Below are 22,615 nucleotides of genomic sequence, written 5' to 3'. Positions count from 1 at the left end.
GCAGGAGGGGAGATTGGAATGCTGAAAGCAGCGGTAATTGGACTTGGTGATATCTCAAAAATTCATCTTGCCGCCATACAGGCAAACCCATATGTGGAATTAACGGCAGTATGTGATGTAGACCCGAAGTGTAAAGCAATAGTGCCTCATGTGAATTTTTACGAAGATTATGAAGCAATGCTGGCAGAGGAAGTGCTGGACTGTGTACATATTTGCTTGCCGCACTATCTTCACTATCCTGCAACAGTAGCTTGTGTGGAAGCGGGCGTTAATGTCTTTCTCGAAAAGCCTATCGCATTGACTCATAAAGAGGGTTATTCCTTAGTGGAACTAGAAAAAAAACATAAGCATGTGAAAATCTGTGTGTGCTTACAGAATCGGTACAATAAAACAGTTGAAGTGCTGAATGAAATGGTTGAAAGCGGCCATTATGGTCCAGTTCTGGGAATAAAGGGGCTGGTTACATGGAATAGGCCAAAGGCTTATTATGACGTAAAACCGTGGCGAGGCAAGATGAAGTATGCCGGCGGTGGCGTGATGATTAACCAATCGATTCATACTTTAGATTTAATGCAGCTCCTCGGGGGAGACATAGATTCAATCAGAGGATCAATCGGTCAATTACTTGATTATGAAATAGAGGTGGAGGATACAGCAAGTGCTCATATTCAATTTGCCAACGGTGCCACAGGGTTGTTCTTTGCGACGATTTCAAATGAACGAAACTCCAGTGTAGAGCTGCAAGTCACATTTAAGGAAGAAAAATTTACGATAAAGGACAGTATTTTAACAAGAGCTGATGAAGAGAATAAAAAGATAGAATTAGCAACAGATGACAGACTTACTGGGACGAAGTTCTATTATGGAGCGAGCCACGCTAAGCTGATTAATCGGTTCTATCAATGTATTGCATCAGACAGCGACAAGTATACCCATGTGAAGGACGCCTTTATGTCCATGAAAATGATTGATGCAATCAGGCAATCATCAGAAGAAAAAAGACGTGTCAGAATGGAGGAGCTAAATTGATGAAAAGCGGAAAAATAGGTGTTCAAATGTTCAATTTAAAAAATAAAATAGACGAATTGGGCGTCTATGAAACAATGAAAAAAATTCATGAGCTGGGCTACCGCTATGTAGAAGTCACACAAGTTCAAATGACAGAGGAAAATGTGTCTGAATTGAGAAGAGCAAGCTTAGACTTTAATATCAAAGTCGCAGCGATCAGCGCCCCCCTTGATTCAATGCCAGGGAGCCAAGGTGAATCTTTAACAGCAGATTTTGATAAGATTGTCAGTGATTGTATAACATTAGATTGTAATTTTATTAGAATTGGTATGATGCCTGTTAATTTAATGGGAGATAAAATCAAGGCGATGGAGTATATTACCGAAGCTGAAAAGATGGCCGAACGGCTCAAACAGCATGGAATAGAGCTGTATTACCATAACCATCATATTGAGTTTGAGAAATATGACGGGAAGTGCCTGCTGGATATTATGAGAGAGCAAACGTCCAATCTCGGCTTTGAACTCGATGTTCACTGGGCCCAAAGAGGAGGAGCAAACCCGATAGATGTCATCAATCGTTTTGCCGGGCGTGTCTCACTCATTCATTTAAAGGATTATCGCATCGGACCAATTGATTTAGGAGATTTAAGGGATATGTCCGATTTCATGAGCAAATTTACAGGTAATATTGAATTTGCTGAGCTTGGCACAGGCAATCTGGACATTAAAGCGATTATGGAGATTGGAAAAAAAGCGGGCGTTCAATATTTTCTGATTGAACAAGACGACACATATGGCAGAGATCCATTTGATTGCCTTAAAGAGTCAGGAGACTATTTAAGACAATTAGGGTATGCAGATTTGTTCTGATAATCGGAACCTCATGCTTAATTAATAGTTAGAGGTCCTAAATCTTGGACTTCTTTCTTCTTGGTTTTAGTTAGACATCGGATTTAGCATCTAATAAATGATTGACGCAAATTTCCGATAATGATAATATACATTTAATTAATTAGTTTGCTAAACAAATTAATATTTACGTACCAATAGATTCTAAAATTAATATATTTTTAAGGAGAAATGGAAGGGTTTACAACGCAGTGGGCTAAGGAGTGATGTAGATGGGTATTCTTGAAGAATTATTAAAAGACATACCAGTCCCCAAAATGGCAAAAGTGAAGGTTTCATTTGATGATAGTAAAATAGATGATCTCGGTTCCGTCTTAATGAAGAAGTTACAAAGTGAGCAAATAGTAAAAAATATTAAACCAGGCATGGAAATAGCCGTTGCTGTCGGAAGCAGGGGGCTAGATCGAATCACCGAGCTTACTGCTGTAACAGTGAAATTTCTCAAAGGTTTAGGTGCAAAACCTTTTATAGTCCCAAGCATGGGCAGCCATGGTGGAGCAACGGCAGAGGGCCAGAGAGCCGTTCTCGAGCATCTTGGTATTTCGAAAGAATCAGTAGGAGCAGAGATTCGTTCCTCCATGGAAGTAGAGCAGGTCGGCAAATTAGCAAATGGTTTACCAGTATATGTAGATAAATATGCCTTGCAAGCAGACGGCATCGTGGTGATTAACCGCATCAAGCCACACACAGCCTTTCGTGGACCTGTTGAGAGCGGCATTATGAAGATGATAAGCATTGGTCTGGGCAAACAAAAAGGTGCTGAGGCCTGTCATCAAATGGGATTTAAATATATGGCAGAAAACGTTCCTGCCATGGCAAAGGTCATTATGAAGAAAACCCCCTTTCTGTTCGGTGTAGCGACAGTGGAAAATGCATTCGATAAAATAGCCACGGTGGAAGTGCTGACACCAGAAGAAGTGATTGAAACGGAGCCTGCCTTGCAGATAAAAGCAAAGTCATTATTGCCTAAACTTTTTTTTGACCAGCTTGATGTCCTTGTGATTGATGAAATCGGCAAGAATATTAGCGGTGACGGAATGGATCCCAATATTACTGGCCGCTATCCTACGCCATATGCATCAGGCGGCCCAGATGTAAACAAGATGGTTGTGCTAGATGTCACTCCACAATCAGAAGGAAACGCGAATGGTGTTGGAACGGCAGATTTCACCACACAACGTTTGCTCAACAAGATGGACAGAGAAGGGACGTATGCTAATGGCCTGACCTCCACTGTTGTAGCACCAACAAAAATTGCCACAACATTGCCAAACGATAAAATGGCTCTTCAAGCAGCAGTGAAAACATGCAATATCTTAAACTTTCACGATGTTAAACTTGTTCGCATTAAAAACACCTTAGTATTAAGTGAGATTGAAGTATCTGAAAGCTTACTTGAATATGTGAACAATCATCCTAATATGGAGCAAATTACTGGCCTTTATGAAGTTCCTTTTAATGAGCAAGGCAATTTATTTTAGACGGTGAGGAGAGAAATTGATGTCAACACTATTTGATTTAAGCGGTAAAGTGGCGGTTGCAGTAGGAGGAAACGGTGTGTTAGGATCCTCGATGGCAAAGGGATTGGCTGAGCATGGTGCAAGGGTAGCGATTGTTGGCCGCAATTTAGCTAAAGCAGAAGAAATAGTCCACGAAATAATCCAAAACGGCGGCGAGGCAAAAGCATTTTTTGCAGATGTTTTAACAAAGGACTCACTCTTAAAAGCAGCAGACGAAATAGAACAATGGGCTGGCTGTTGGGATATTCTTCTTAATGCACCTGGCACTAATAGTGCAACACCTTTTTTTGAGATTGACATGGATGAATGGGATCGAATCATGGATGTTAACCTAAAAGGGATTGTGTTAACTTGTCAGATTTTTGCTGAGAATATGATAAAACATGGCAAAAAGGGCAGCATTATCAATATCTCTTCTGTTTCTTCCACAACACCCCTCTCAAGAGTATTCACATACTCGGTTTCAAAGGCAGGGCTCAATAGTGTCACCCAATTTTTAGCTCGTGAATTTGCTCCGTATGAAATTCGTGTCAATGCTATTATTCCAGGTTTTTTCCCGGCAGAGCAAAACAAAAAGATTCTTGATCAAGAAAGGATAGAAGACATAATGAAGCATACGCCGATGAAACGATTCGGGGAAGCAGAAGAGCTTCAAGGTACAGCGGTTTGGCTTGCCTCTGATAAAGCGTCCAGTTTTGTGACAGGCGCTTTGATTAGGGTAGATGGCGGATTTGGAAGTATGACAATCTAATGAAAGAGAGTATCAATGCTTTTGTAAAAAAATCTAGATTAGGAAGGGTGCTAAAGACATGCCTGCAAAAAAATATGAACTTCTAATGTCTATACTTCAGGAAATGAAAACGGTTGTTGTTGCATTTTCAGGAGGTGTGGACAGTACCTTTCTATTAAAAGCAGCGGTAGATGCTCTAGGAACAGAAAATGTTCTTGCAGTAACCGCAGACTCCGAAACATACCCGACAAGCGAGTTGGAAGAGGCGAAGTCACTTGCGGTACATATTGGTGTTAAACATATCATTATAGAAACCTCTGAATTAGCAATTCCCGGTTACTCGGAAAATACAAAAAACAGATGTTATTTTTGTAAAAGCAGTTTGTTTGATCATCTTATTCCAGTTATGGAAGAGGCAGGATTTAACAATGTCATCTATGGGGTCATCGCTGATGATAGGAATGAATTTAGACCAGGCATGAAGGCAGCAAAAGAAAAAGGGATTCGGGGACCGCTTCAAGAAGCAAATTTGTTTAAAGCGGAAATCCGCGAGCTTTCGTATGAGCAAGGACTGCCGACTTGGAATAAACCATCCTTTGCATGTCTTTCCTCAAGAATTGCCTATGGCGATAGGATCACAAAGGAAAATCTTACAAAGGTAGAAAAAGCAGAAGCATTTCTAAAAACACTTCAAATCCGTCAAGTGCGAGTCCGCACCCATCAGGATATCGCCAGAATTGAGGTAGAGCCAGATGATATGAGGAACGTACTGGAAAAAAACAAGTTTATCGTGAGTGCATTGCAGGAATTCGGCTACAAATATATCACTTTAGATTTAATAGGCTACCAGAGTGGCAGCATGAACAAGGCACTAGCAGTAAAGGATAACTCAAACTTTTCTATTTAGAAAAGATAGCACAATATGTGTAAGGTATGCATCTCTAATTTAAATCGAAAAACCATCTCTGAGGGGGACCAACATGCTGGAGGAAATTTTGTCTCAAGTTCAAAGTGGTATGTTAAGCATAAATGAAGCTAAAAAGAAGTTAGCAACATTTGAGAACTTAGGATTTGCGAAAGTAGACCATCACCGCAAAAAACGTCAAGGCTTCGCAGAAATCGTCTACGGGGAAGGGAAGGAAGCAAAGCATATTATTTCCATCATCCAATCCTTAAAAAAGCGGAACAATCAGGTTCTAGTGACGAGAGTTTCTAAAGAAAAAGCAGAAACGATTCAAAGCGTATATCCAGAGTTTATCTACAATAAAACAGCTCGTGTTCTCTATTGGAAAGATCCGATAGAGAGGGAAGCTAAAGCTACCGATAATGGCTATATTGCAGTCATTTGTGCGGGCACATCGGATTTAAAAGTGGCAGAAGAAGCGGCAGTCACAGCAGAAGTGCTCGGAAGTGAGGTGCGTCGCATTTATGATGTAGGAGTTGCAGGAATACATCGCCTGTTCAATCATCTGGAGGAAATCCAGAATGCAACTGTTTCTGTAGTTATAGCTGGAATGGAAGGAGCACTGCCAAGTGTTGTTGGCGGTCTTGTGTCACACCCGGTAATCGCTGTGCCGACAAGCGTAGGCTACGGTGCCAATTTCAACGGTTTATCCGCATTATTAACAATGTTGAATTCCTGTGCATCAGGAATAAGTGTTGTAAATATAGATAATGGCTTTGGCGGCGGCTATAACGCTGTCCTAATCAATCAACTCGCACAGAAAGGAGTAAGAAAAAATGAAAACGCTCTACTTTGATTGTTTTTCTGGAATAAGCGGTGATATGGTAATTGGCGCATTAATCGATGCGGGAGCTGACCCAGAATTCTTAGTTCAAGAACTGTCAAAACTTAAGATGGAAGATGAATACAAGCTTGTATGGAAGAAGGTTGTCAAAAATGGAATCAGCAGCACGAAATTCGACGTAATTTTGGTGGATAATTTAACAGAACATAGTATTGCTGGCGACAGTGGGGACCATAGCCATAAACACACACACAGCCACGACGATGATCATAACCATGAGCATTCACACAGCCACGACGATGATCATAACCATGAGCATTCACACAGCCACGACGATGATCATAGCCATGAGCATTCACATCATCATAATCATAATCATAGTCATCAACACCGCTCTTATAAGGACATTGTGGAGCTTATACAGAGCGCTGACTTTTCTGATGATATTAAAAATACAGCATTGAAAATATTTGAGAAAATTGGCCGAGCTGAAGGACATATACATGGTATGCCCTTAGAACAAGTGCATTTTCATGAGGTTGGTGCAGTAGATTCCATTATTGATATTGTTGGGACTGCTATCTTAATCCATCATCTGGAGGTTTCTGTCATTAAGGCTTCCGCTCTCCCTGTTGGCACTGGCAGAATTAAGATTGATCACGGGATATATCCTGTACCTGCTCCTGCAACCCTGGAAATTCTGAAAGAAATTCCAATTGAACATACTAAAATTCGGGGCGAGCTGACTACTCCGACAGGTGCCGCTATTGCTGCCGCATTGGCAGACGAATTTTGTGCATTTCCATCTATAATGGTGCAATCAATCGGTTATGGTACTGGCACAAAAAATTTTGCTGAACATCCAAATGTTCTGCGTGTAATTATTGGGGAGCAATGATGGATAATCTAGTTCATCCTTCTAATGAGGAGCATATCGATAGAAATATGATTAAAGTGGAAGTGAACTTAGATGATATTTCTGGGGAAGTGCTCGGTTATGTAATGGATTTATTGTTCGATGCTGGAGCCAACGATGTTTTTTATACTCCTATTTACATGAAGAAAAATAGACCGGGAATACTGCTGCAATTGTTGTGTTCACAGGAAAAACTAGCAGAAATAGAAAAGGTTCTTTTTATAGAAACTACCACACTCGGTGTACGTTATTATCCAGTTACTGTCCATCGGCTTGAAAGAAGATTTAGATATGTCGAGACAGAGTGGGGGACAGTAAAAGTAAAAGAGGGCATCTTGCAAGGACAGATTGTGCAGCGGGCGCCAGAGTATGAAGAATGTAAAAAAATAGCAGTGCACCATCAAGTTCCACTGAAAAGAGTATATGAACAAGTGTGGCGAAATGGGGAAGTCAGGGAATAAAGGGGGGAGCCTGTGATGATTTTTCAATTCATTTCTGTGTTATTTTTAGGATTAATACTTGGCATAAAGCATTCATTAGAACCAGATCATATTATAGCTGTATCTACTATTGTCAGTAAGGATAAACGACTTTCCAGATCAACTTTAGCAGGCGCCTTTTGGGGAGTTGGCCATACAGCAACATTATTTGTTTTTGGAATATTGATTGTATTGCTAAAAGGGGAACTTGCTGATAAATGGGTAATGACCCTCGAATTTATAGTTGGTATAATGCTCGTATATTTAGGCAGCAAAAATATTTTTTTTGATAAAATCAAGAATATTAATAAGCAAGCTGAACGGACTTCACTTATTAAAGTTACTTTTATAGGAATTATTCACGGTCTTGCAGGAAGTGCAGCTATGGTAATATTAACGATGTCAACCGTCTCTTCTGTTTGGCAGTGTGCCTTGTACATACTCGTTTTTGGAATAGGAACAATTATTGGAATGCTCGTCTTTACTACAATTATTGGCATACCATTTGTGTATAGCACGAAAAGTGTTCGGACAAATAAGCTGCTAGTAAGATGTGCTGGGTCGATAAGCTTTGCATTTGGTCTTTATTATATGTACTCAATCGGGATAACAGATGGATTGTTTAGTCTCTGGATAAAATAAATTCGTATATAGAAAAATAGCTGCCTAAGTTGCTGCTATCTTTTTCTACATCCACAAATTTCTAAAAACATTCCCCAATGACTTCTTTTTCCAGTGACTTTTTCCAAAGAACCAGACATGGAACAGACGCGAGCAGTAATAAGTAAGCCAAACAGTCGTAAAGCTCCAATACCATTTCCAGTTTTCATATTGAATCAGCTTCGTGTATTTAAGTGCTAATAATTCACCAATAATGATAAAACCGGTATGGAGAAAGTAGTATCCTATTTTAACTAAGGGTCCTTTTTTTTCAGGATAATAGGAATTAAATAAGGCGCATAGTGCTGGGTATCCAATATATTCAAAGGTAAAGCTGCCCTTATATGTTTTTTTGAAAAAAAGCCGTACAGGATAGTTGATGGCATCCTTCTCTACCACTAATAAACCAAAAAGCCAGGTAATCACTAGTTTGAATAAGAAAGCCAAGACTGCTGTTCGTGACTTTTTCTTTGGGATAAGTTTGAAGAGAATGATTAAGCTTAAGGCCAATACAAAACCTTCGATGATTTTTTCCTTTTTATACTTCATTCAGCTCACCTCATATACTGAATAATGTTGCCAAAAAGGTTAATCTTATGTAATTTCTCTCCAGAAAATCATAAAAAATGCCCAAGGTTCATTTACCTTGAGCAGTTTGATTCAATCATTTATTTCTCCATCTGCAATCTTAAAGCGGTGAACTAATTTTTCCAGTTCTTCAGACAGCTTAGATAAAGCAGCCGCTGATGCAGACACTTCCTGGAAGGAAGCAGTTTGCTCTTCTGTTGCAGCAGCGACTTCTTCTGTGTTTGCTAATGTTTTGTTAGAGCTGTGTGCGATTTCTTCCATTGACTGCTGAACGCCTTGCACCTCTGTTGTAATTTGGTCTGTTGTAGAAGCAACTTCTTTAATATGACCAGCAACAACCTCGATGCTGTTCAGTATTTCTTTAATATGTGAATTAGTTCGATCCGCCAGTTCCATTCCAGAATTCACATTTTCCTTTACAAGGGTCATATTCTCCACTGTTTCTAATGAATGATTCTGAATAGTGTTGATTAATGTATCAATATGGTTGGCAGAAGTACTTGTCATATCTGCCAATTTTCTCACTTCATCAGCAACGATGGCAAAGCCTTTACCATGTTCACCAGCTCTTGCCGCCTCGATAGCCGCATTTAGGGCAAGCAAGTTCGTTTGTCCGGAAATTTCCTGAATATTGTTCAAAGTATCTTTTATTTCATTGATGCTTGAGACTAAGGAGTGCAGGCCATTTTCTGCTAATCCAACCGAATGGTGGATAGTGCCCATCTGTCCTTGCATTTCGGCCATTGCCTGTTCACCATCGTTTGCTTTTCCTTTAATACGGTCTGATTCTTTTGCTACATGGTTCGCTTTAGTTGATACATTTAAGACATTTTGTAAGGAATTATTAACTCTGTTCAGACTTTGCTGTGCAGAATTGTTTTGCTCATTACTGTTTTCCGAAATCATCTGTATCGAGTCGGCGACTTGCTCTGCTGTTACTCGTGATTGCTCCATGCTTGCAGCAAGCTCATCTGAGGATTGGGCAACAGACTTAGAAGTTTGTCCAACTTGTGAAATCATGGATCTTAGAGAAGCAACAAATTCATTGAAGGAAGTTGCCAAATGAGCAAATTCATTCTTACCACTTACCTTCACACTTTTAGTCAAGTCTCCGTCACCTGATGCAATTTCAACCATTTGCTTATTCATGATGTTTAATGGGCGTAAAATCGAACGCAGCAGTATAAAACCTAATCCAATACTTAAACCTGCTGCTAATATAATGATAGTAATTAATGTAGTTTTTGCCATATCACTGTTTTTTTCATTATCTGCTTCAATTTGACTAACATTCTCATTTATTTGTTCTACCAGCTTGTCAACAGCAGGATCAAGGACTTCTTTTCTTACATTTCTTAAGTCACCAAAATGCAATGCCTCCGAATCAGAAGGACTATTATTGAATGTGTTGACAACTTTGTCACTCATAGACGTATAAGATTGGAAGCTGGTTTCTAGTTGCTCAATACTGTCTTTATACGTTTGATAAATTGATAACTTCTCCATAGAAGTTAGCGTATCTTCAATGTTTACAGCCTTTTCTTTAATTCCATCTGTATACTGGCTGTCACCTGTCAGTAAGAACCCTCTCTCATCATTGGACATTCCTGCAAGACGATACTGAACATGTGTAACGAGACGCTGCATCTCTTTTGCTTCATTTAATTTTTTAGAATAATCCTCTGCATTATGCAGGCTGTTATTGCTGTAAATACCAATACCAACTAAAGAAAAAAGCAAAACAGTCAGTATGATAATTAATTGTGTTTTAATTTTCATTCTCCAACCTCACTCATCTTAACATATATTTCTAGATGTTATATCGGTCCGTTTGAGTGAATTTGAAGAGGTTTTTCGGAAGATGATGTGGAGTTTAGGAAGAGGGAAAGGTTGTGAGCAATTACAAATTTTTTAAATCAATTTTTTTTATATACATAATGAAGAACACAATACTAGTAAGAAAATAATAAATACCTAGAATAGGTAAACAATCGGCGGCTATAACTATTAAACCACCTGTATTCATTAATAATCTCCAAATAAAAAAACTAATTAGAAATACGAACGGAACAACAATGAAAAGGACAGTGAAGATAAAGTTAATTTTATTCGCCACTATATAAACCTCCTTTACTATATTAATTCCAGCTGGAATTGGTAAGTAACAATTTTAGAGTTGCAATCATAATAGAAAAGAAGGCTTATGAAGACTCTTTAGTTTTGCTTTTACGATATTTTACAATGTCATATATAGCTCGGAGTGAAAAAATGATAATACCTAAAGCAATAATCCTTTTATCGTTATCAATAACTCGAATAAACAAAATAACAAGTATGACATAGCACAATAGATTAATAATGTTTCAGATATTTAATTTAGTCATTCGACTTTATAGTAATTATCACTTTTATTACAAATATTTACTTTGTTTAACGCAATATACATTCATATATGAAAGAGGTTAATAGACATCCTGCTTAGAATGCTTGTGTAAAATTGGGTGAGCACTCCTTGTTGCAAACTCCAAAGTACTCAATATCTGTATTTTTATAGGTTTGTTATTAATCATACATCTATATTCATGAATAGTTAAGAGAGTCTAGTTTTTCGAATAAAGTTAAAAATGGGAAAATAAATCTATTTTTCATATGTAAGCGATTAACTAAAAATTACTATGTATGTATTATTATGGAAATTTAGTATCTTATTAATATAAGTTTTAATAAAAGAATGGGGAGACATTAACGATGAAAAAGATACTTGTATATCCATTGTTAGCTGTTGTCAGTGTATTTGGGATGGGAGCCTGTTCGACAGAAACTGGTGCAGGATTAAAAGCAGAAAAAGAAAGAGAAATCGATGCTGCGCATTGGTCTTATGAAGGAGACACTAGTCCTGTTCACTGGGGAGAATTAGGTCAAGCAAACTTAGCTTGTGTTGATGGAACGGAACAGTCACCAATTAATATTGATTTCTCTCAAGTAGAAGCAGAGACATCTGAAGGGGAGACGGAAATTAAGTATAAGTCTTCGTTCTTTACTCTTCAAAACAATGGGCATACAATTCAAGCAAATGCAGTAGACAAAAGCAATACGGCTGTAATTAACGGGAAGGAATACAACCTTGCACAGTTTCATTTCCATACCCCGAGCGAACATCAATTTAACGGAAAAAATTATGAGATGGAGCTTCATTTAGTTCATAAAGATGAAGATGGGAAGATTGCGGTTATTGGTGTAATGATTCAGGAAGGGAAAGAAAATAAAATATTAGCTGATTTATGGAATCAACTTCCACAAGAAGAAACAAAGGCAGATATCTCCTTAACTAAACCAGTTAATTTAAGTGCATTGCTTCCAAAAGAGCAAACTGCCTTTCATTATGATGGGTCTTTAACAACACCGCCGTGTACAGAACAAGTAAACTGGACTGTGTTTGAAACACCAATTGAAATGTCGCAAGAACAAATGGAGACATTTCGACGAATTTTCCCTGACGACCATCGTCCCGTTCAATCTTTAAATGAACGAATCATCATAAAGAGCTAAGGAAGGCAAATCTGAACAACAAAAGCTAAACAATTTAGCTTTTGTTGTTTCTATAACAGTGTTACTTATCCTGCTTATTTGGAAGGCTTAAGGCTGTGTCTGTTGTTTGCAAGTCTACATTCAGCTGTTCATTCACATTGCTGGGATGATAGTAGCCGTTTGCTACCATATAATCACTGATTTTGCCATGTAAGTCTATCGCATCATGCAATTGTTTGTTCAACACGCAACGGACCTCCGGGGTAGCAGCCTCCGTAATCGCAAAAGCATAGTTTCTTATGCCAGATTTGGCGGAAATTAATAAATCTGTGGCAATAACCTGATCCGTAATATCTCCTAAGCCGATAAGGTTTTGCATAATTCCATTCATAATACAGTGCCTCCTTGCTGAGCCAGCAAACTCCTAAGTGCTTCGACAGCCTCACGAGATTGTGCCGCATCTAGATTAAGAATATCTTGAAGTGCGGCATCTTTTGCTAAAGTACCCATCGTTGTTGATTTAGTCAAGCATGTATTTTTAAATGTAAGAAGTTCATGAAGTTCTAAGCTTTCATGCAACCCTAAATTTCTTGGCATATGTTAATCCTCCTTCATAACACTTGCATACATAGTCCTTGTTATAATTTCACTAATAAAAGAGTTTATGCACTGTCTTACACTCATCCTGAGTTCCTGAATTTTCCTTCCAATTCCGTTCATTTTCTCGGCTGATTTATACAAAATAAACAGGAGAGATGAGGTGGAAATATGCCAAATGGCAGAGGTACACATGGGTTTGCAAATATAGAATCATTTGATTCTAACCGAAAAGTGCAAGAAAGACCGAGTAAAGAAAAGTTCGAACAGTCAAAACCAAAATAATAAATAAAATAGAAATACTTCAACAGGTATAGTCTTGTTGAAGTATTTTGTATTAATCTGGAATTTTTGCAATCCGCATAAAGGAAAGATTGTAAACGAAAAATACTTTAGTAAACCTATGGAGGTGAGTGTATGGAGACTAATGGCTTAGCAAACCATGAGACATTAGAGCTGCATGAAATGCTGAATTTCAAAACAACTTGTGTAATTAAATCCAAGATGATGTCCGGTGTCGTCTTTGATCAGGAATTAAAGGCGTTAATGGAGAAGGATGTCGAGCAATCCATTCAGGCACTGGAATATTTGCAAAACTTTTATAAAATGCCTAACCCAGTTTCGGAGGAGAACTACAATGATTAAAGATTACTTAGAGGTGGAAAATGCGGAAGGCATGCCGGAAATGGCTGATTCTGCATTAGCGCTGGAGTTTTTGCTGAGCATTAAGACTGGTGTTCGAAATGCTGCGACTGCCTTGTCTGAAACGGTAACACCAGATTTACGGGAAGCTTTTCGGATTCAGCTTGAGGCAGGGTTGGCATTACATGAGGAAGTGTCTAACTTCATGATGAAAAAAGGCTGGTTGCATCCATATAATTTAGAAGATCAATACAAGATGGATTTAAAGTCTATTGAAGGTGCTTTAATGATAGGAAAGATGGATTTATTTCCTGGAGATACTTCCCGCCTTGGCATGATGGCGCAAATAGATGACGATGAATAAGAAAGGATGTAAAGAATGAAGGCTGTTACTTTCCAAGGCATTAAAGATGTAAAGGTTAAAGAAGTGCCGAGTCCAAAGATTGAAAAGAGTGATGATATTGTTATAAAAGTCACCACTTCAGCAATATGCGGATCTGATCTTCACTTAATACATGGAATGATTCCGAACTTTCCAGAAGATTATATTATCGGACATGAGCCAATGGGGATTGTCGAAGAAGTGGGACCTGACGTGAAAAATCTCCAAAAAGGGGACAGAGTTATCATTCCGTTTAACGTAGCCTGCGGGGAATGCTTCTTTTGCAAAAATAATCTAGAAAGCCAATGTGATAATTCTAATGACAATGGTGAAATTGGTGGTTTTTTTGGTTACTCCGATTTAACGGGAGGCTATCCTGGCGGTCAGGCTGAATATTTGCGTGTGCCATATGCCAATTTTACCCCATTCAAAATACCCGAAAATTGTGAAGTTGAGGATGAACAATTGGTACTGCTGTCAGACGCAGCTTCTACTGCTTTTTGGTCCGTTGATAATGCAGGTGTAAAGGATGGAGACACAGTGGTAATCCTCGGCTGCGGTCCGGTAGGTTTGCTGGCCCAAAAGTTTGCATGGTTTAAAGGCGCAAAAAGAGTTATCGCTGTGGATAATCTCGAATATCGCCTGCAGCATGCAAAAAAAACAAATAAAGTCGAGACAGTTAATTTTGAGCATCATCCCAATACAGGTGAATACTTAAAGGAGATAACAAAGGGCGGAGCGGATGTTGTCATCGATGCAGTTGGTATGGACGGGAAAATGACACCGATGGAATATCTCGCTACTGGCTTAAAGCTCCATGGCGGAACATTGAGTGCATTAGTTATTGCCAGTCAGGCTGTTCGCAAAGGCGGCACCATTCAAGTAACCGGCGTATATGGCGGAAGATATAACGCTTTTCCTTTAGGCGACATCTTTCAAAGAAATGTTAATATCCGTTCAGGACAAGCTCCTGTCATCCATTATATGCCTTACCTATATAATCTTGTATCACAAGGCAAGATGGATTTCGGTGATGTAATCACACATGTCATGCCCCTTAGTGAGGCAGAAAAGGGCTATGAATATTTTGATACACGAACAGACAACTGTATTAAAGTTGTCCTTAAACCTTGAATTAATAAAAACTAACCCACAAACATTCCGTGCAGCTATGCAAGGCTAGTGGGTTAGTTTTTTTATTTATGAGCTACTTGTCATATCTTTCTCTTTTTGCTCAATATCTTTAATGATATCCTCAATTGTCACATTTTCCAGCTCTTTTTCTAAGGCTGTTTGGGCTGATGATAAAACTGGCGTAATCGAATCCTGAATGTTTCTGCCGACAGGGCAGTCACGCAGCGGATTTTCATGTACACTGAATAATTCCTGCTCTTTTACAACAGCAACAGCTTTATATACATCTATTAAGCGGATAGCGGAGGGAGGCTTAGCAAGCTTAGCCCCAGCAATTCCTGGCTGAACTTCAATCAGCCCGTTTCTTTTCAGCATTCCCATAATTTTTCTGATCAAAGTGGGGTTTGTATTAACACTTCCTGCCAAAAATTCAGAAGAGCTGACTCCTTTTTTATTAATTTCCAATAGAGCTAATATATGAACACCAACAGTAAACCTGCTGCTTATTTGCACAAAACTCACCTGCTTATACGATTATGAAGATCTTAGAATAAGAATAAAAAGTATTATACATGATATTCCCCAAAAAATAAAAAAACATTCTCGTTGACAAAAGTTATAGAGGTATCTATTATGAATACAGGTATTCAAAATAATTACAGCGTTATTATGCATGATAACATCATTACATGAATAAATTTACTTGGAGGAATTGCAATGAAACTATTAGTAACTGGAGCAACTGGCAAATTAGGAAGCAAGGTGGTGAAGGAATTACTTAAAAAAGTGCCTGCAGAACAACTGGCAGTGAGTGTCCGCAATCCAGAGAAAGCAGAATGGATTTCTGCGCTTGGAGTGGAAGTTCGACAAGGCGATTTTAATCAGCCTGAAACTTTGGCTGCAGCTTTTGCAGGGATTGACCGTTTGCTTATCATTTCAGCAGATGGAGATAACGAAACAAGAATCCGCCAGCATACAGATGCAGTAGCCGAAGCCGAGCGTGCTGGAGTGAAATTCATCGCATACACAAGTATCGGCAATGCACAGGCAAGCAGCAATTTCCTTGCTCCAACACATAAAGCAACAGAAACAAGAATTCAAGAGTCTGGTATACCATATTCTTTCTTGCGCAACAACTGGTACTTAGAAAATGAAAGCTCCAGCATCCAAGGAGTTCTAGCAGGAGCAGCATGGGTAACATCAGCAGGAAACGGCAAAGTCGGCTGGGCATTACAGCAGGATTATGCAGAGGCAGCAGCGATAGTGCTTTCTGGAACTGGTCACGAAAATACAATTTATGAACTTTCTGGCCCATTGCTAACAACGGATGAAATTGCCGCAGAGCTTGGTGCTGTTATTGGGGCAAATGTTGCTGTACAGCATGTGGATGATGCTGCTTACACAGAGATTATGAAGGGCGCAGGTGTTCCAGAGTTTCTCCTGCCAATGCTTGTTAATATTCAAAAAGACATCCGTGAAGGAACATTAGAAATTGAAAGCAATGACTTTGAAAAGGTGCTTGGACGTCCAGTAACATCTATTCGTAAAGGATTAGAGCAAATAGTCAAAGAAAACACTAAATAAGAGATCTTTCTCTTGTGACAGGTGGTTGATAAAATGAGTTTTTTCAAAAAGATTTTTGGGAAACAAACAGAGGAGGATGAGACAATGGCAGTTGAAAAGCTAAATATCGGGATTATTTTAGGAAGCACTAGAGAAGGTAGAGTAAGTCCGCAAGTAGGGGCATGGGTGAAAGAAATTGCTGACAAACGCGGTGATGCTAATTACGAAGTCGTTGATATTGCTGAATTTAATCTGCCGTTTCTTGGCACTACAGATGGCAGTGAGCCAAGTATAACGGCATGGAATCAAAAGCTCAACAGCCTAGATGGATTTGTCTTTATCGTTCAAGAATACAACCACAGTATCACAGGAGCATTAAAAAATGCCCTTGATTCAGCTCGCGAAGCCTGGAACAATAAAGCAGCTGGGATAGTAAGCTATGGTTCAACAGGCGGAGCTCGAGCTGCAGAACATTTAAGAGGGATTTTAGGGGAACTATTGATTGCCGACGTGCGTGTTCATCCAACTTTATCCTTATTCACAGATTTCGAAAATGGCTCTGTATTTAAGCCAGCTGATCTGCATCTTACAAATGTAAATGCAATGCTTGACCAAGTAAATGCTTGGAGCGGCGCTTTAAAAACAATAAGAAAGTAAAGATTTATTATAGATAAACCGGGCATCCGAAAGGATGGCCGGTTTTTTGCTTCATACGTTTCAGCTAAAAAGTGTTGATTTTCTCGCTCCGGAAATTGGAAATATGGCTATCGCATACGTTTAACTCTATTATTATAATTTTTAAATGCCCTAAATTAGCGCAAGCGCCTAATCCGTTTTATCAATTATATATACATCGCCTTTAAAGATGCTGCTTGTGCAGAGAGCGTTTTACGATTTTATGAATTTTTTGTCGCTGCTCCCATTCTATGCCATAATGGAAACTGAAATAAGGAGTGATCAAACATGCAAAAAATAATGATTGTTGAGGATGACCCTAAAATTGCAACCCATTTAAAGACGCATATTGAAAAATATGGTTATGATGTGACGTGTGTCATTGATTTTGAACATGTAATGAATACATTTTATGAAATAAATCCAAATCTAGTGCTGTTAGATATTAATTTGCCAAGTTTTGATGGTTATTATTGGTGCAGGCAAATTCGCAAGGAATCGGTTTGTCCTGTGATTTTTCTTTCTGCAAGGATAGGGGAGATGGATCAAGTGATGGCATTAGAGAATGGCGGAGATGACTATATAACAAAGCCGTTTAGTGCAGAAATTGTAATCGCAAAAATCCGCAGCCAGCTGCGCCGTGCTTACGGGGAGTATGCCAGCATTCCAGAGAGCCGAATATTAGAAAACGCTGGTCTAAGATTCTTTCCAGAGAGACTCGAGCTTACCTATAGAAGCAAGAGTATTTCTTTATCAAAGAAAGAAGCAGATATTATTGAAAGCTTGATGGAACGATATCCTCGTGTGGCTGGACGAGAGGATTTACTGGAAAAGCTGTGGGATGACCAAAGCTATGTAGATGAAAATACATTGAATGTTAATATTACAAGAGTCCGTAAAAAGTTTCAGGAAATTGGCTTACACGATGCAGTGGAAACTGTAAGAGGAGCAGGATATCGGTTACATGTATCATGGACGGCGGAAAAGAAATGAGATTATTCTTAAAAGAGCATACGTTGTTGATTTTTGTGCAGGCTGTGCAAATGCTCCTTTTTCTTTCGATTTTTTGGTTTGATGGCTATCGAGATATTAAGCTGTTTGCTTACGCTGTTTTTCTCAACTTTTTCATCCTTGTTAGTTATTTCCTATATTATTATTTATCACGGCAGAAAATGTACAAGCGTTTAAATCAGCCGCTGGAAACGCTTGATGACAGCTATCAAAAAACAGATGATGCCCCGATTTCTAAAGCCTTCGATGAGTTGATGCGAACTCAATACAAACTTTTTCAAAATCAATTGAAACTAGTTGAAAAAGAGCAGGAAGAGCATCGTAAGTTTATGGACCAATGGGTGCATCAGATGAAAACCCCATTATCAGTAATTGAACTCACTGCCCAAAATTTAGATGAACCTGAGTCATCCAGCATCCGCGAAGAGACGGAAGTAATGAAGACTGGTCTGAACACAGTTTTGTATATAGCCAGGTTAAAAACAATAGAGCAGGATTTTCATATCAAGCCGGTAAATCTAGCAAAATTGATAGATGAAGTGAACGGTGAGAATAAACGCTTTTATATCAGGAACAAGGTTTATCCTAAGCTAGAGGTGCAAAAGCCAGGAATGACAGTCGAGACTGATGAGAAGTGGCTGTTTTTTATTCTCACCCAGCTTATTAGTAATGCAGTTAAATATTCTTCTGGGATTAGTAATCGGATTGTTATTTCCATTTATGAAAGAGAGAAACAAGCCATTCTGGAAGTAAAGGATTTTGGAATTGGCATACCAGAAAGCGATAAAAAGCGGATTTTCGATCCCTTTTTTACCGGAGAAAATGGCAGAAGGTTTCGGGAATCTACAGGGATGGGACTGTATTTAACGAAGGAGACGCTGAATATTCTCGGTCACCAGATTGAAATGGAGTCAGCATCAGGTAAAGGTACAACTTTTCGCATCGTTTTCTCGGACACGCAAAACCTTACAAGCTTGTAAGGAAAGTGTAAGAAGAATCGATAGTTAAGCACTACTTTTGCAAGGTATACTAATCACAGGTCAAAAGCAGAAAAGGAGATCTTGTGATGTTAGAAGTGAACCAGGTCAGTAAAATATATGAAGGCAAAATTGCTTATAAAGCATTAAACAATATAAATTTATCTGTTGAAAACGGCGAATTTGTAGGAATTATGGGACCCTCTGGCAGTGGGAAAACGACTCTTTTAAATATGATAGCAACAATTGATGAGCCAACGACAGGCGAGATATTGATCAATGGTAATAATCCGCATCAGCTCAAAAGAGAGGAGCTGGCAAAATTCCGCAGACGGGAGCTGGGCTTTGTATTTCAGGATTTTAATTTGCTGCATACCTTAACGGTAGAAGAAAATATTGTTCTTCCGTTGACACTCGATGGCAAAAAAGTAAAAGAGATGAAACAAAAGGCACAGGAAATCGCGGAAAAATTGGGGATTACCGCTATTATGAATAAGCGCATCTATGAGATTTCTGGAGGTCAGGCGCAAAGGGCAGCAGTGGCAAGGGCGATGATTCATGTCCCTAAATTGCTGCTTGCTGATGAACCAACCGGAAATTTAGATTCGAAGTCGTCCAAAGATGTCATGGAAATGCTGGAAACGATAAATAAACAGGAGCGCACAACGATGCTACTTGTGACTCATGATCCGCAAGCAGCCAGTTACTGTAATCGGGTAATTTTTATTCGGGACGGCAATTTTTATTCGGAAATTCATCGCGGCGATAATCGCCAAGCCTTCTTCCAAAGAATAATTGATACACTTTCTTTACTAGGAGGAGATGGGCATGACCTTTCGCAGATTCGCGTTTAATAATGTTATCCGCAACAAACGACTGTATGCAGCCTACTTCCTAAGCAGTATGTTTACGGTGATGGTATTCTTCACATTTGCGATTTTCGCCTACCATCACGTTATATCTGGAAGTGACATGAATTCCTCCGTACAACAAGGGATGAATATTGCAGGAGGAATCATCTATGTCTTTTCCTTCTTCTTCATACTATATTCTATGAGTTCCTTCTTGAGCACCCGGAAGAAAGAGTTAGGGTTATTGATGATGCAAGGGATGTCCGTTAGGCAAGTTCGTCTCATGATATTCATGGAGAACATGGTAATCGGTTTTTTTGCAACCTTAGGCGGTATTTTATTAGGATTGATTTTTTCTAAAGTGATATTATTAATCGCAGAAAATGTGCTTGTTTTGGATGACGCGCTAAACTTTTATTTTCCTACACAAGCCATTATCATCACATTTCTTTCGTTTATATTGTTGTTTTTGTTTATTTCGTTATTTGTTTCCTATATACTACGCAGTCGCAAGCTCATCGATTTAATCAAAGGAAATAAGAAGTCAAAAGGTGAACCAAAAGCTAATATCTTTTTAACAATTTCTGCAGTATTGCTGATTGGAGTTGGCTATGCAGCTGCTCTAATAGTAGAAGGTGCTGTCGTGATTGTCGCGATGCTGCCAGTAGTAATAGTCGTAATTATCGGTACTTATCTGTTGTTTACACAGCTGAGTGTATATATCATCCGCAGATTGAAACATAACAACAACATATTCTGGCGAAAAACAAATATGATTCTTTTTTCTGATTTATCCTTCCGGATGAAGGATAATGCCCGTACTTTTTTTATGGTTGCCATTATATCTACAGTAGCCTTTAGTGCAATCGGAACATTGTTTGGGTTTCAAACCTTCCTAACGGCAGGGCTGAAAAATAACAATCCTTATACGTTTGACTATATAACGGTAGATCAAGACAAGGAAGATGTTGCTTTTATAAATGAAACAATCAAGGAAGAAAAGATGGAAGCAAATCATGAGCAAACCCAGCTCCGCTATTATGAGGTAGGACAAGATCATATCGTTATAACTAGTGAAACAGAATTTAATCGATTTGCTGTTTTATTGGGAGAAAACACAATTAATATTGGCAAAGGTGAGGTTAAGGTAGTTGAATTTACTGGCAATGAATTTGGCCAAACGGAAGAATTACTTAAACAACCGTTAAAATTGAATTCAGGTACATCCTTGGTTCCAAAAGAAGTGATTTATTCCAGAGCCCTTCCAGCAACGGATTCTTATTATGTAGTTTCTGACCAGGACTTTGAGGAACTGCCAGCTCCTTTAAGTGAGGAGAGCTATCATGCATGGCAAGTCACAGAAGGGCAAGACAATATTATAGCAGCTTCCAAAAAGATAGAAGAAGTAGTTCCTCCTTATGAATTTTCTGCTAAGGATTATAGTATCTATCAGCTCAATAAGCAATATGGCTTAGTATTATTTGTAGGCTTGTTTATTGGAATAGTCTTTTTTGTTTCAGCGGGAAGCTTTCTATATTTCCGACTGTACGCAGATTTAGAGGAAGACAAACAGAAGTTTCGGTCTATTGCCAAAATGGGATTAACAGAGAAAGAATTGAAGAACGTTCTTACAAGACAAACGGCAATTCTATTCTTTACGCCGATTTTGGTGGCACTGATTCATGGGGCAGTTGCACTAACAGCGTTATCACATTTATTTTATTATGATTTAACAAAAATATCCACAGCAGTACTAGGTGTATTTACATTAATCCAAATAATTTACTTTGCGATTGTCCGCTTTTTTTACACAAAGCAGGTTAAAAATGTCCTTTGATGAAGGAAAAAAAAGCAGCAGCTCGATGATGGAGCTGCTGCTTTCGTATGATTATCTGCTTGTATAACCAGCATCAGCATGGATAGTTGTTCCTGTTACATAAGATGATTGGTCGGAAGCTAACCATAGGCTTGCTTGTGCGATTTCAGCCGGTTGGCCAAATCTTCCTAACAAGCTGAGCTGAGGAGCGAATTCTTCTTCTGTCTGCCCTGTTTCTTCCAAGGAGCCGCGCAGCATTGGTGTATCGATTGCACCTGGTGCAACTGTGTTGACACGGATATTTTTGTCGCCATTTTCTAATGCAGCAACCTTTGTCATTCCAACAACGCCATGCTTTGCAGCCACGTATGCAATATTGTTCGGCTGAGGACGGAATCCGCTCACAGAAGAAATGTTGATGATGCTGCCGCCTTCACCTTGTTTAATCAATTGCTGTAATTCATATTTCATGCAAAGAGCTGTTCCAGTCAAATCAACAGAGATTAATCTGTCCCAATATGCCTCATCAAATTCAGCCGCTGGAGCATTGTCTGGAGTTAATGCTGCGTTATTTACTGCAACATCAAGACGGCCGAATTTTTCTACTGTCTTTGCAACAAGGTTTTGGACTTGCTCTGATTTAGAAATATCAACCTTTACAAAGTAAGCTGTACCGCCAGCAGCTTCGATTTCAGCTACTGCTGCTTGTCCTTTTTCTTCATTAAAATCAGCTACTACCACTTTTGCCTTTGCTTCTGCAAATAGTTTTGCCGTTGCAAGACCCATGCCCATTGCAGCACCAGTTACTATGGCAACTTTTCCGTCTAGTACAGGAAATGTCATACTATATCAATCCTTTCGAGTTTTAGATTATATTTA

The 22,615-nt window shown here is 38.9% G+C and carries 26 protein-coding genes; 19 read left to right on the top strand and 7 right to left on the bottom strand.

The genetic code is table 11. From position 1 onward, the window contains the following. The first annotated feature begins 18 nt into the window (after positions 1 to 18). The 9 genes from MKX82_RS20340 to MKX82_RS20300 all read left to right on the top strand — a co-directional run bounded on the left by MKX82_RS20340 (position 19) and on the right by MKX82_RS20300 (position 7,954). A complete protein-coding gene (locus MKX82_RS20340) occupies positions 19 to 1,029 on the top strand; it encodes a Gfo/Idh/MocA family protein (protein WP_341079714.1) in 1,011 nt (336 codons plus the stop codon). Further along, positions 1,029 to 1,880, top strand: coding sequence for a sugar phosphate isomerase/epimerase family protein (locus tag MKX82_RS20335; protein ID WP_341081561.1), 852 nt, complete (start codon positions 1,029 to 1,031; stop codon positions 1,878 to 1,880). The genes MKX82_RS20340 and MKX82_RS20335 overlap by 1 nt, the downstream gene beginning before the upstream one ends. 251 nt (positions 1,881 to 2,131) lie before the next feature. Further along, on the top strand, positions 2,132 to 3,400 hold the full coding sequence (locus MKX82_RS20330; RefSeq protein WP_341079713.1) for a lactate racemase domain-containing protein: 1,269 nt from the start codon (positions 2,132 to 2,134) through the stop codon (positions 3,398 to 3,400). Positions 3,401 to 3,419: 19 nt separating this feature from the next. After that, entirely contained in the window at positions 3,420 to 4,190 is a 771-nt protein-coding gene (locus tag MKX82_RS20325) for an SDR family oxidoreductase (protein WP_341079712.1), read from the top strand. A 58-nt stretch (positions 4,191 to 4,248) separates the two neighbouring features. Next, positions 4,249 to 5,076 (top strand): ATP-dependent sacrificial sulfur transferase LarE, encoded by an 828-nt coding sequence (gene larE, locus MKX82_RS20320; protein ID WP_341079710.1) that lies wholly within the window; start codon positions 4,249 to 4,251, stop codon positions 5,074 to 5,076. A 73-nt stretch (positions 5,077 to 5,149) separates the two neighbouring features. Further along, entirely contained in the window at positions 5,150 to 5,929 is a 780-nt protein-coding gene (gene larB, locus MKX82_RS20315; protein WP_341079707.1) for a nickel pincer cofactor biosynthesis protein LarB, read from the top strand. Next, positions 5,910 to 6,815 (top strand): LarC family nickel insertion protein, encoded by a 906-nt coding sequence (locus MKX82_RS20310; protein WP_341079705.1) that lies wholly within the window; start codon positions 5,910 to 5,912, stop codon positions 6,813 to 6,815. The genes larB and MKX82_RS20310 overlap by 20 nt, the downstream gene beginning before the upstream one ends. Beyond that, positions 6,812 to 7,294 carry a nickel insertion protein gene (larC, locus tag MKX82_RS20305; protein WP_411411387.1) on the top strand — a complete coding sequence of 161 codons (483 nt, stop codon included), beginning with the start codon at positions 6,812 to 6,814 and terminating at the stop codon, positions 7,292 to 7,294. Before MKX82_RS20310 ends, larC begins: the two co-directional genes overlap by 4 nt. 15 nt (positions 7,295 to 7,309) lie before the next feature. Beyond that, positions 7,310 to 7,954: a HupE/UreJ family protein gene (locus tag MKX82_RS20300; RefSeq protein WP_233314848.1), complete on the top strand. Its 645-nt coding sequence runs from the start codon at positions 7,310 to 7,312 to the stop codon at positions 7,952 to 7,954. Positions 7,955 to 7,999: 45 nt separating this feature from the next. Here the strand turns inward: MKX82_RS20300 and MKX82_RS20295 are convergent, their stop codons facing one another. From MKX82_RS20295 to MKX82_RS20285, 3 genes are all read right to left on the bottom strand, one after another. Further along, entirely contained in the window at positions 8,000 to 8,521 is a 522-nt protein-coding gene (locus tag MKX82_RS20295; protein ID WP_233314849.1) for a CBO0543 family protein, read from the bottom strand. Positions 8,522 to 8,632: 111 nt separating this feature from the next. Further along, on the bottom strand, positions 8,633 to 10,339 hold the full coding sequence (locus tag MKX82_RS20290; RefSeq protein ID WP_341079704.1) for a methyl-accepting chemotaxis protein: 1,707 nt from the start codon (positions 10,337 to 10,339) through the stop codon (positions 8,633 to 8,635). 121 nt (positions 10,340 to 10,460) lie between these two features. After that, the gene (locus tag MKX82_RS20285) at positions 10,461 to 10,676 is read right to left on the bottom strand and encodes a hypothetical protein (RefSeq protein ID WP_341079703.1); all 216 of its coding nucleotides are present in this window, start codon (positions 10,674 to 10,676) and stop codon (positions 10,461 to 10,463) included. Between the two features lie 632 nt (positions 10,677 to 11,308). Between MKX82_RS20285 and MKX82_RS20280 the strand changes: the two genes are divergently transcribed. After that, positions 11,309 to 12,109, top strand: a complete 801-nt coding sequence (locus tag MKX82_RS20280) for a carbonic anhydrase (protein ID WP_341079700.1) — start codon at positions 11,309 to 11,311, stop codon at positions 12,107 to 12,109. A 61-nt stretch (positions 12,110 to 12,170) separates the two neighbouring features. On the opposite strand, the gene MKX82_RS20275 is transcribed toward MKX82_RS20280, so the two are convergent. Both MKX82_RS20275 and MKX82_RS20270 read right to left on the bottom strand, forming a co-directional pair. Next, on the bottom strand, positions 12,171 to 12,479 hold the full coding sequence (locus MKX82_RS20275) for a spore coat protein (RefSeq protein ID WP_233314852.1): 309 nt from the start codon (positions 12,477 to 12,479) through the stop codon (positions 12,171 to 12,173). Then, positions 12,476 to 12,685: a hypothetical protein gene (locus tag MKX82_RS20270; protein ID WP_251646754.1), complete on the bottom strand. Its 210-nt coding sequence runs from the start codon at positions 12,683 to 12,685 to the stop codon at positions 12,476 to 12,478. The genes MKX82_RS20275 and MKX82_RS20270 overlap by 4 nt, the downstream gene beginning before the upstream one ends. A gap of 417 nt (positions 12,686 to 13,102) precedes the next feature. On the opposite strand from MKX82_RS20270, the gene MKX82_RS20265 reads away from it, so the two are divergent. The 3 genes from MKX82_RS20265 to MKX82_RS20255 are packed head-to-tail and all read left to right on the top strand — an operon-like array spanning position 13,103 to position 14,843. Further along, entirely contained in the window at positions 13,103 to 13,330 is a 228-nt protein-coding gene (locus MKX82_RS20265; protein WP_233314854.1) for a spore coat protein, read from the top strand. Beyond that, a complete protein-coding gene (locus MKX82_RS20260; protein ID WP_341079697.1) occupies positions 13,323 to 13,691 on the top strand; it encodes a spore coat protein in 369 nt (122 codons plus the stop codon). Before MKX82_RS20265 ends, MKX82_RS20260 begins: the two co-directional genes overlap by 8 nt. A gap of 15 nt (positions 13,692 to 13,706) precedes the next feature. Beyond that, entirely contained in the window at positions 13,707 to 14,843 is a 1,137-nt protein-coding gene (locus tag MKX82_RS20255; protein ID WP_233314856.1) for a zinc-dependent alcohol dehydrogenase, read from the top strand. Between the two features lie 66 nt (positions 14,844 to 14,909). On the opposite strand, the gene MKX82_RS20250 is transcribed toward MKX82_RS20255, so the two are convergent. Further along, positions 14,910 to 15,356, bottom strand: a complete 447-nt coding sequence (locus MKX82_RS20250) for an Rrf2 family transcriptional regulator (RefSeq protein WP_341079695.1) — start codon at positions 15,354 to 15,356, stop codon at positions 14,910 to 14,912. A 204-nt stretch (positions 15,357 to 15,560) separates the two neighbouring features. On the opposite strand from MKX82_RS20250, the gene MKX82_RS20245 reads away from it, so the two are divergent. The 6 genes from MKX82_RS20245 to MKX82_RS20220 all read left to right on the top strand — a co-directional run bounded on the left by MKX82_RS20245 (position 15,561) and on the right by MKX82_RS20220 (position 21,757). Next, positions 15,561 to 16,427, top strand: a complete 867-nt coding sequence (locus MKX82_RS20245; RefSeq protein ID WP_233314858.1) for an SDR family oxidoreductase — start codon at positions 15,561 to 15,563, stop codon at positions 16,425 to 16,427. Positions 16,428 to 16,460: 33 nt separating this feature from the next. Then, a complete protein-coding gene (locus MKX82_RS20240; protein ID WP_233314859.1) occupies positions 16,461 to 17,063 on the top strand; it encodes an NADPH-dependent FMN reductase in 603 nt (200 codons plus the stop codon). A 306-nt stretch (positions 17,064 to 17,369) separates the two neighbouring features. Beyond that, on the top strand, positions 17,370 to 18,074 hold the full coding sequence (locus tag MKX82_RS20235; protein WP_341079693.1) for a response regulator transcription factor: 705 nt from the start codon (positions 17,370 to 17,372) through the stop codon (positions 18,072 to 18,074). Further along, positions 18,071 to 19,072, top strand: coding sequence for a sensor histidine kinase (locus MKX82_RS20230; RefSeq protein ID WP_341081556.1), 1,002 nt, complete (start codon positions 18,071 to 18,073; stop codon positions 19,070 to 19,072). The genes MKX82_RS20235 and MKX82_RS20230 overlap by 4 nt, the downstream gene beginning before the upstream one ends. Positions 19,073 to 19,158: 86 nt before the next feature. After that, the gene (locus MKX82_RS20225) at positions 19,159 to 19,923 is read left to right on the top strand and encodes an ABC transporter ATP-binding protein (protein ID WP_341079692.1); all 765 of its coding nucleotides are present in this window, start codon (positions 19,159 to 19,161) and stop codon (positions 19,921 to 19,923) included. Beyond that, positions 19,898 to 21,757 carry an ABC transporter permease gene (locus MKX82_RS20220; protein ID WP_251646748.1) on the top strand — a complete coding sequence of 620 codons (1,860 nt, stop codon included), beginning with the start codon at positions 19,898 to 19,900 and terminating at the stop codon, positions 21,755 to 21,757. The genes MKX82_RS20225 and MKX82_RS20220 overlap by 26 nt, the downstream gene beginning before the upstream one ends. A 51-nt stretch (positions 21,758 to 21,808) precedes the next feature. Here MKX82_RS20220 and MKX82_RS20215 read toward each other — a convergent pair whose 3' ends face one another. Then, positions 21,809 to 22,579 (bottom strand): SDR family NAD(P)-dependent oxidoreductase, encoded by a 771-nt coding sequence (locus MKX82_RS20215; RefSeq protein ID WP_341079690.1) that lies wholly within the window; start codon positions 22,577 to 22,579, stop codon positions 21,809 to 21,811. Positions 22,580 to 22,615 lie beyond the last annotated feature (36 nt).

The organism is Niallia sp. FSL R7-0271 (genome assembly GCF_038005785.1).
Lineage (GTDB): Bacteria > Bacillota > Bacilli > Bacillales > Cytobacillaceae > Niallia.
This window is presented reverse-complemented; position numbering and strand designations above follow the sequence as displayed.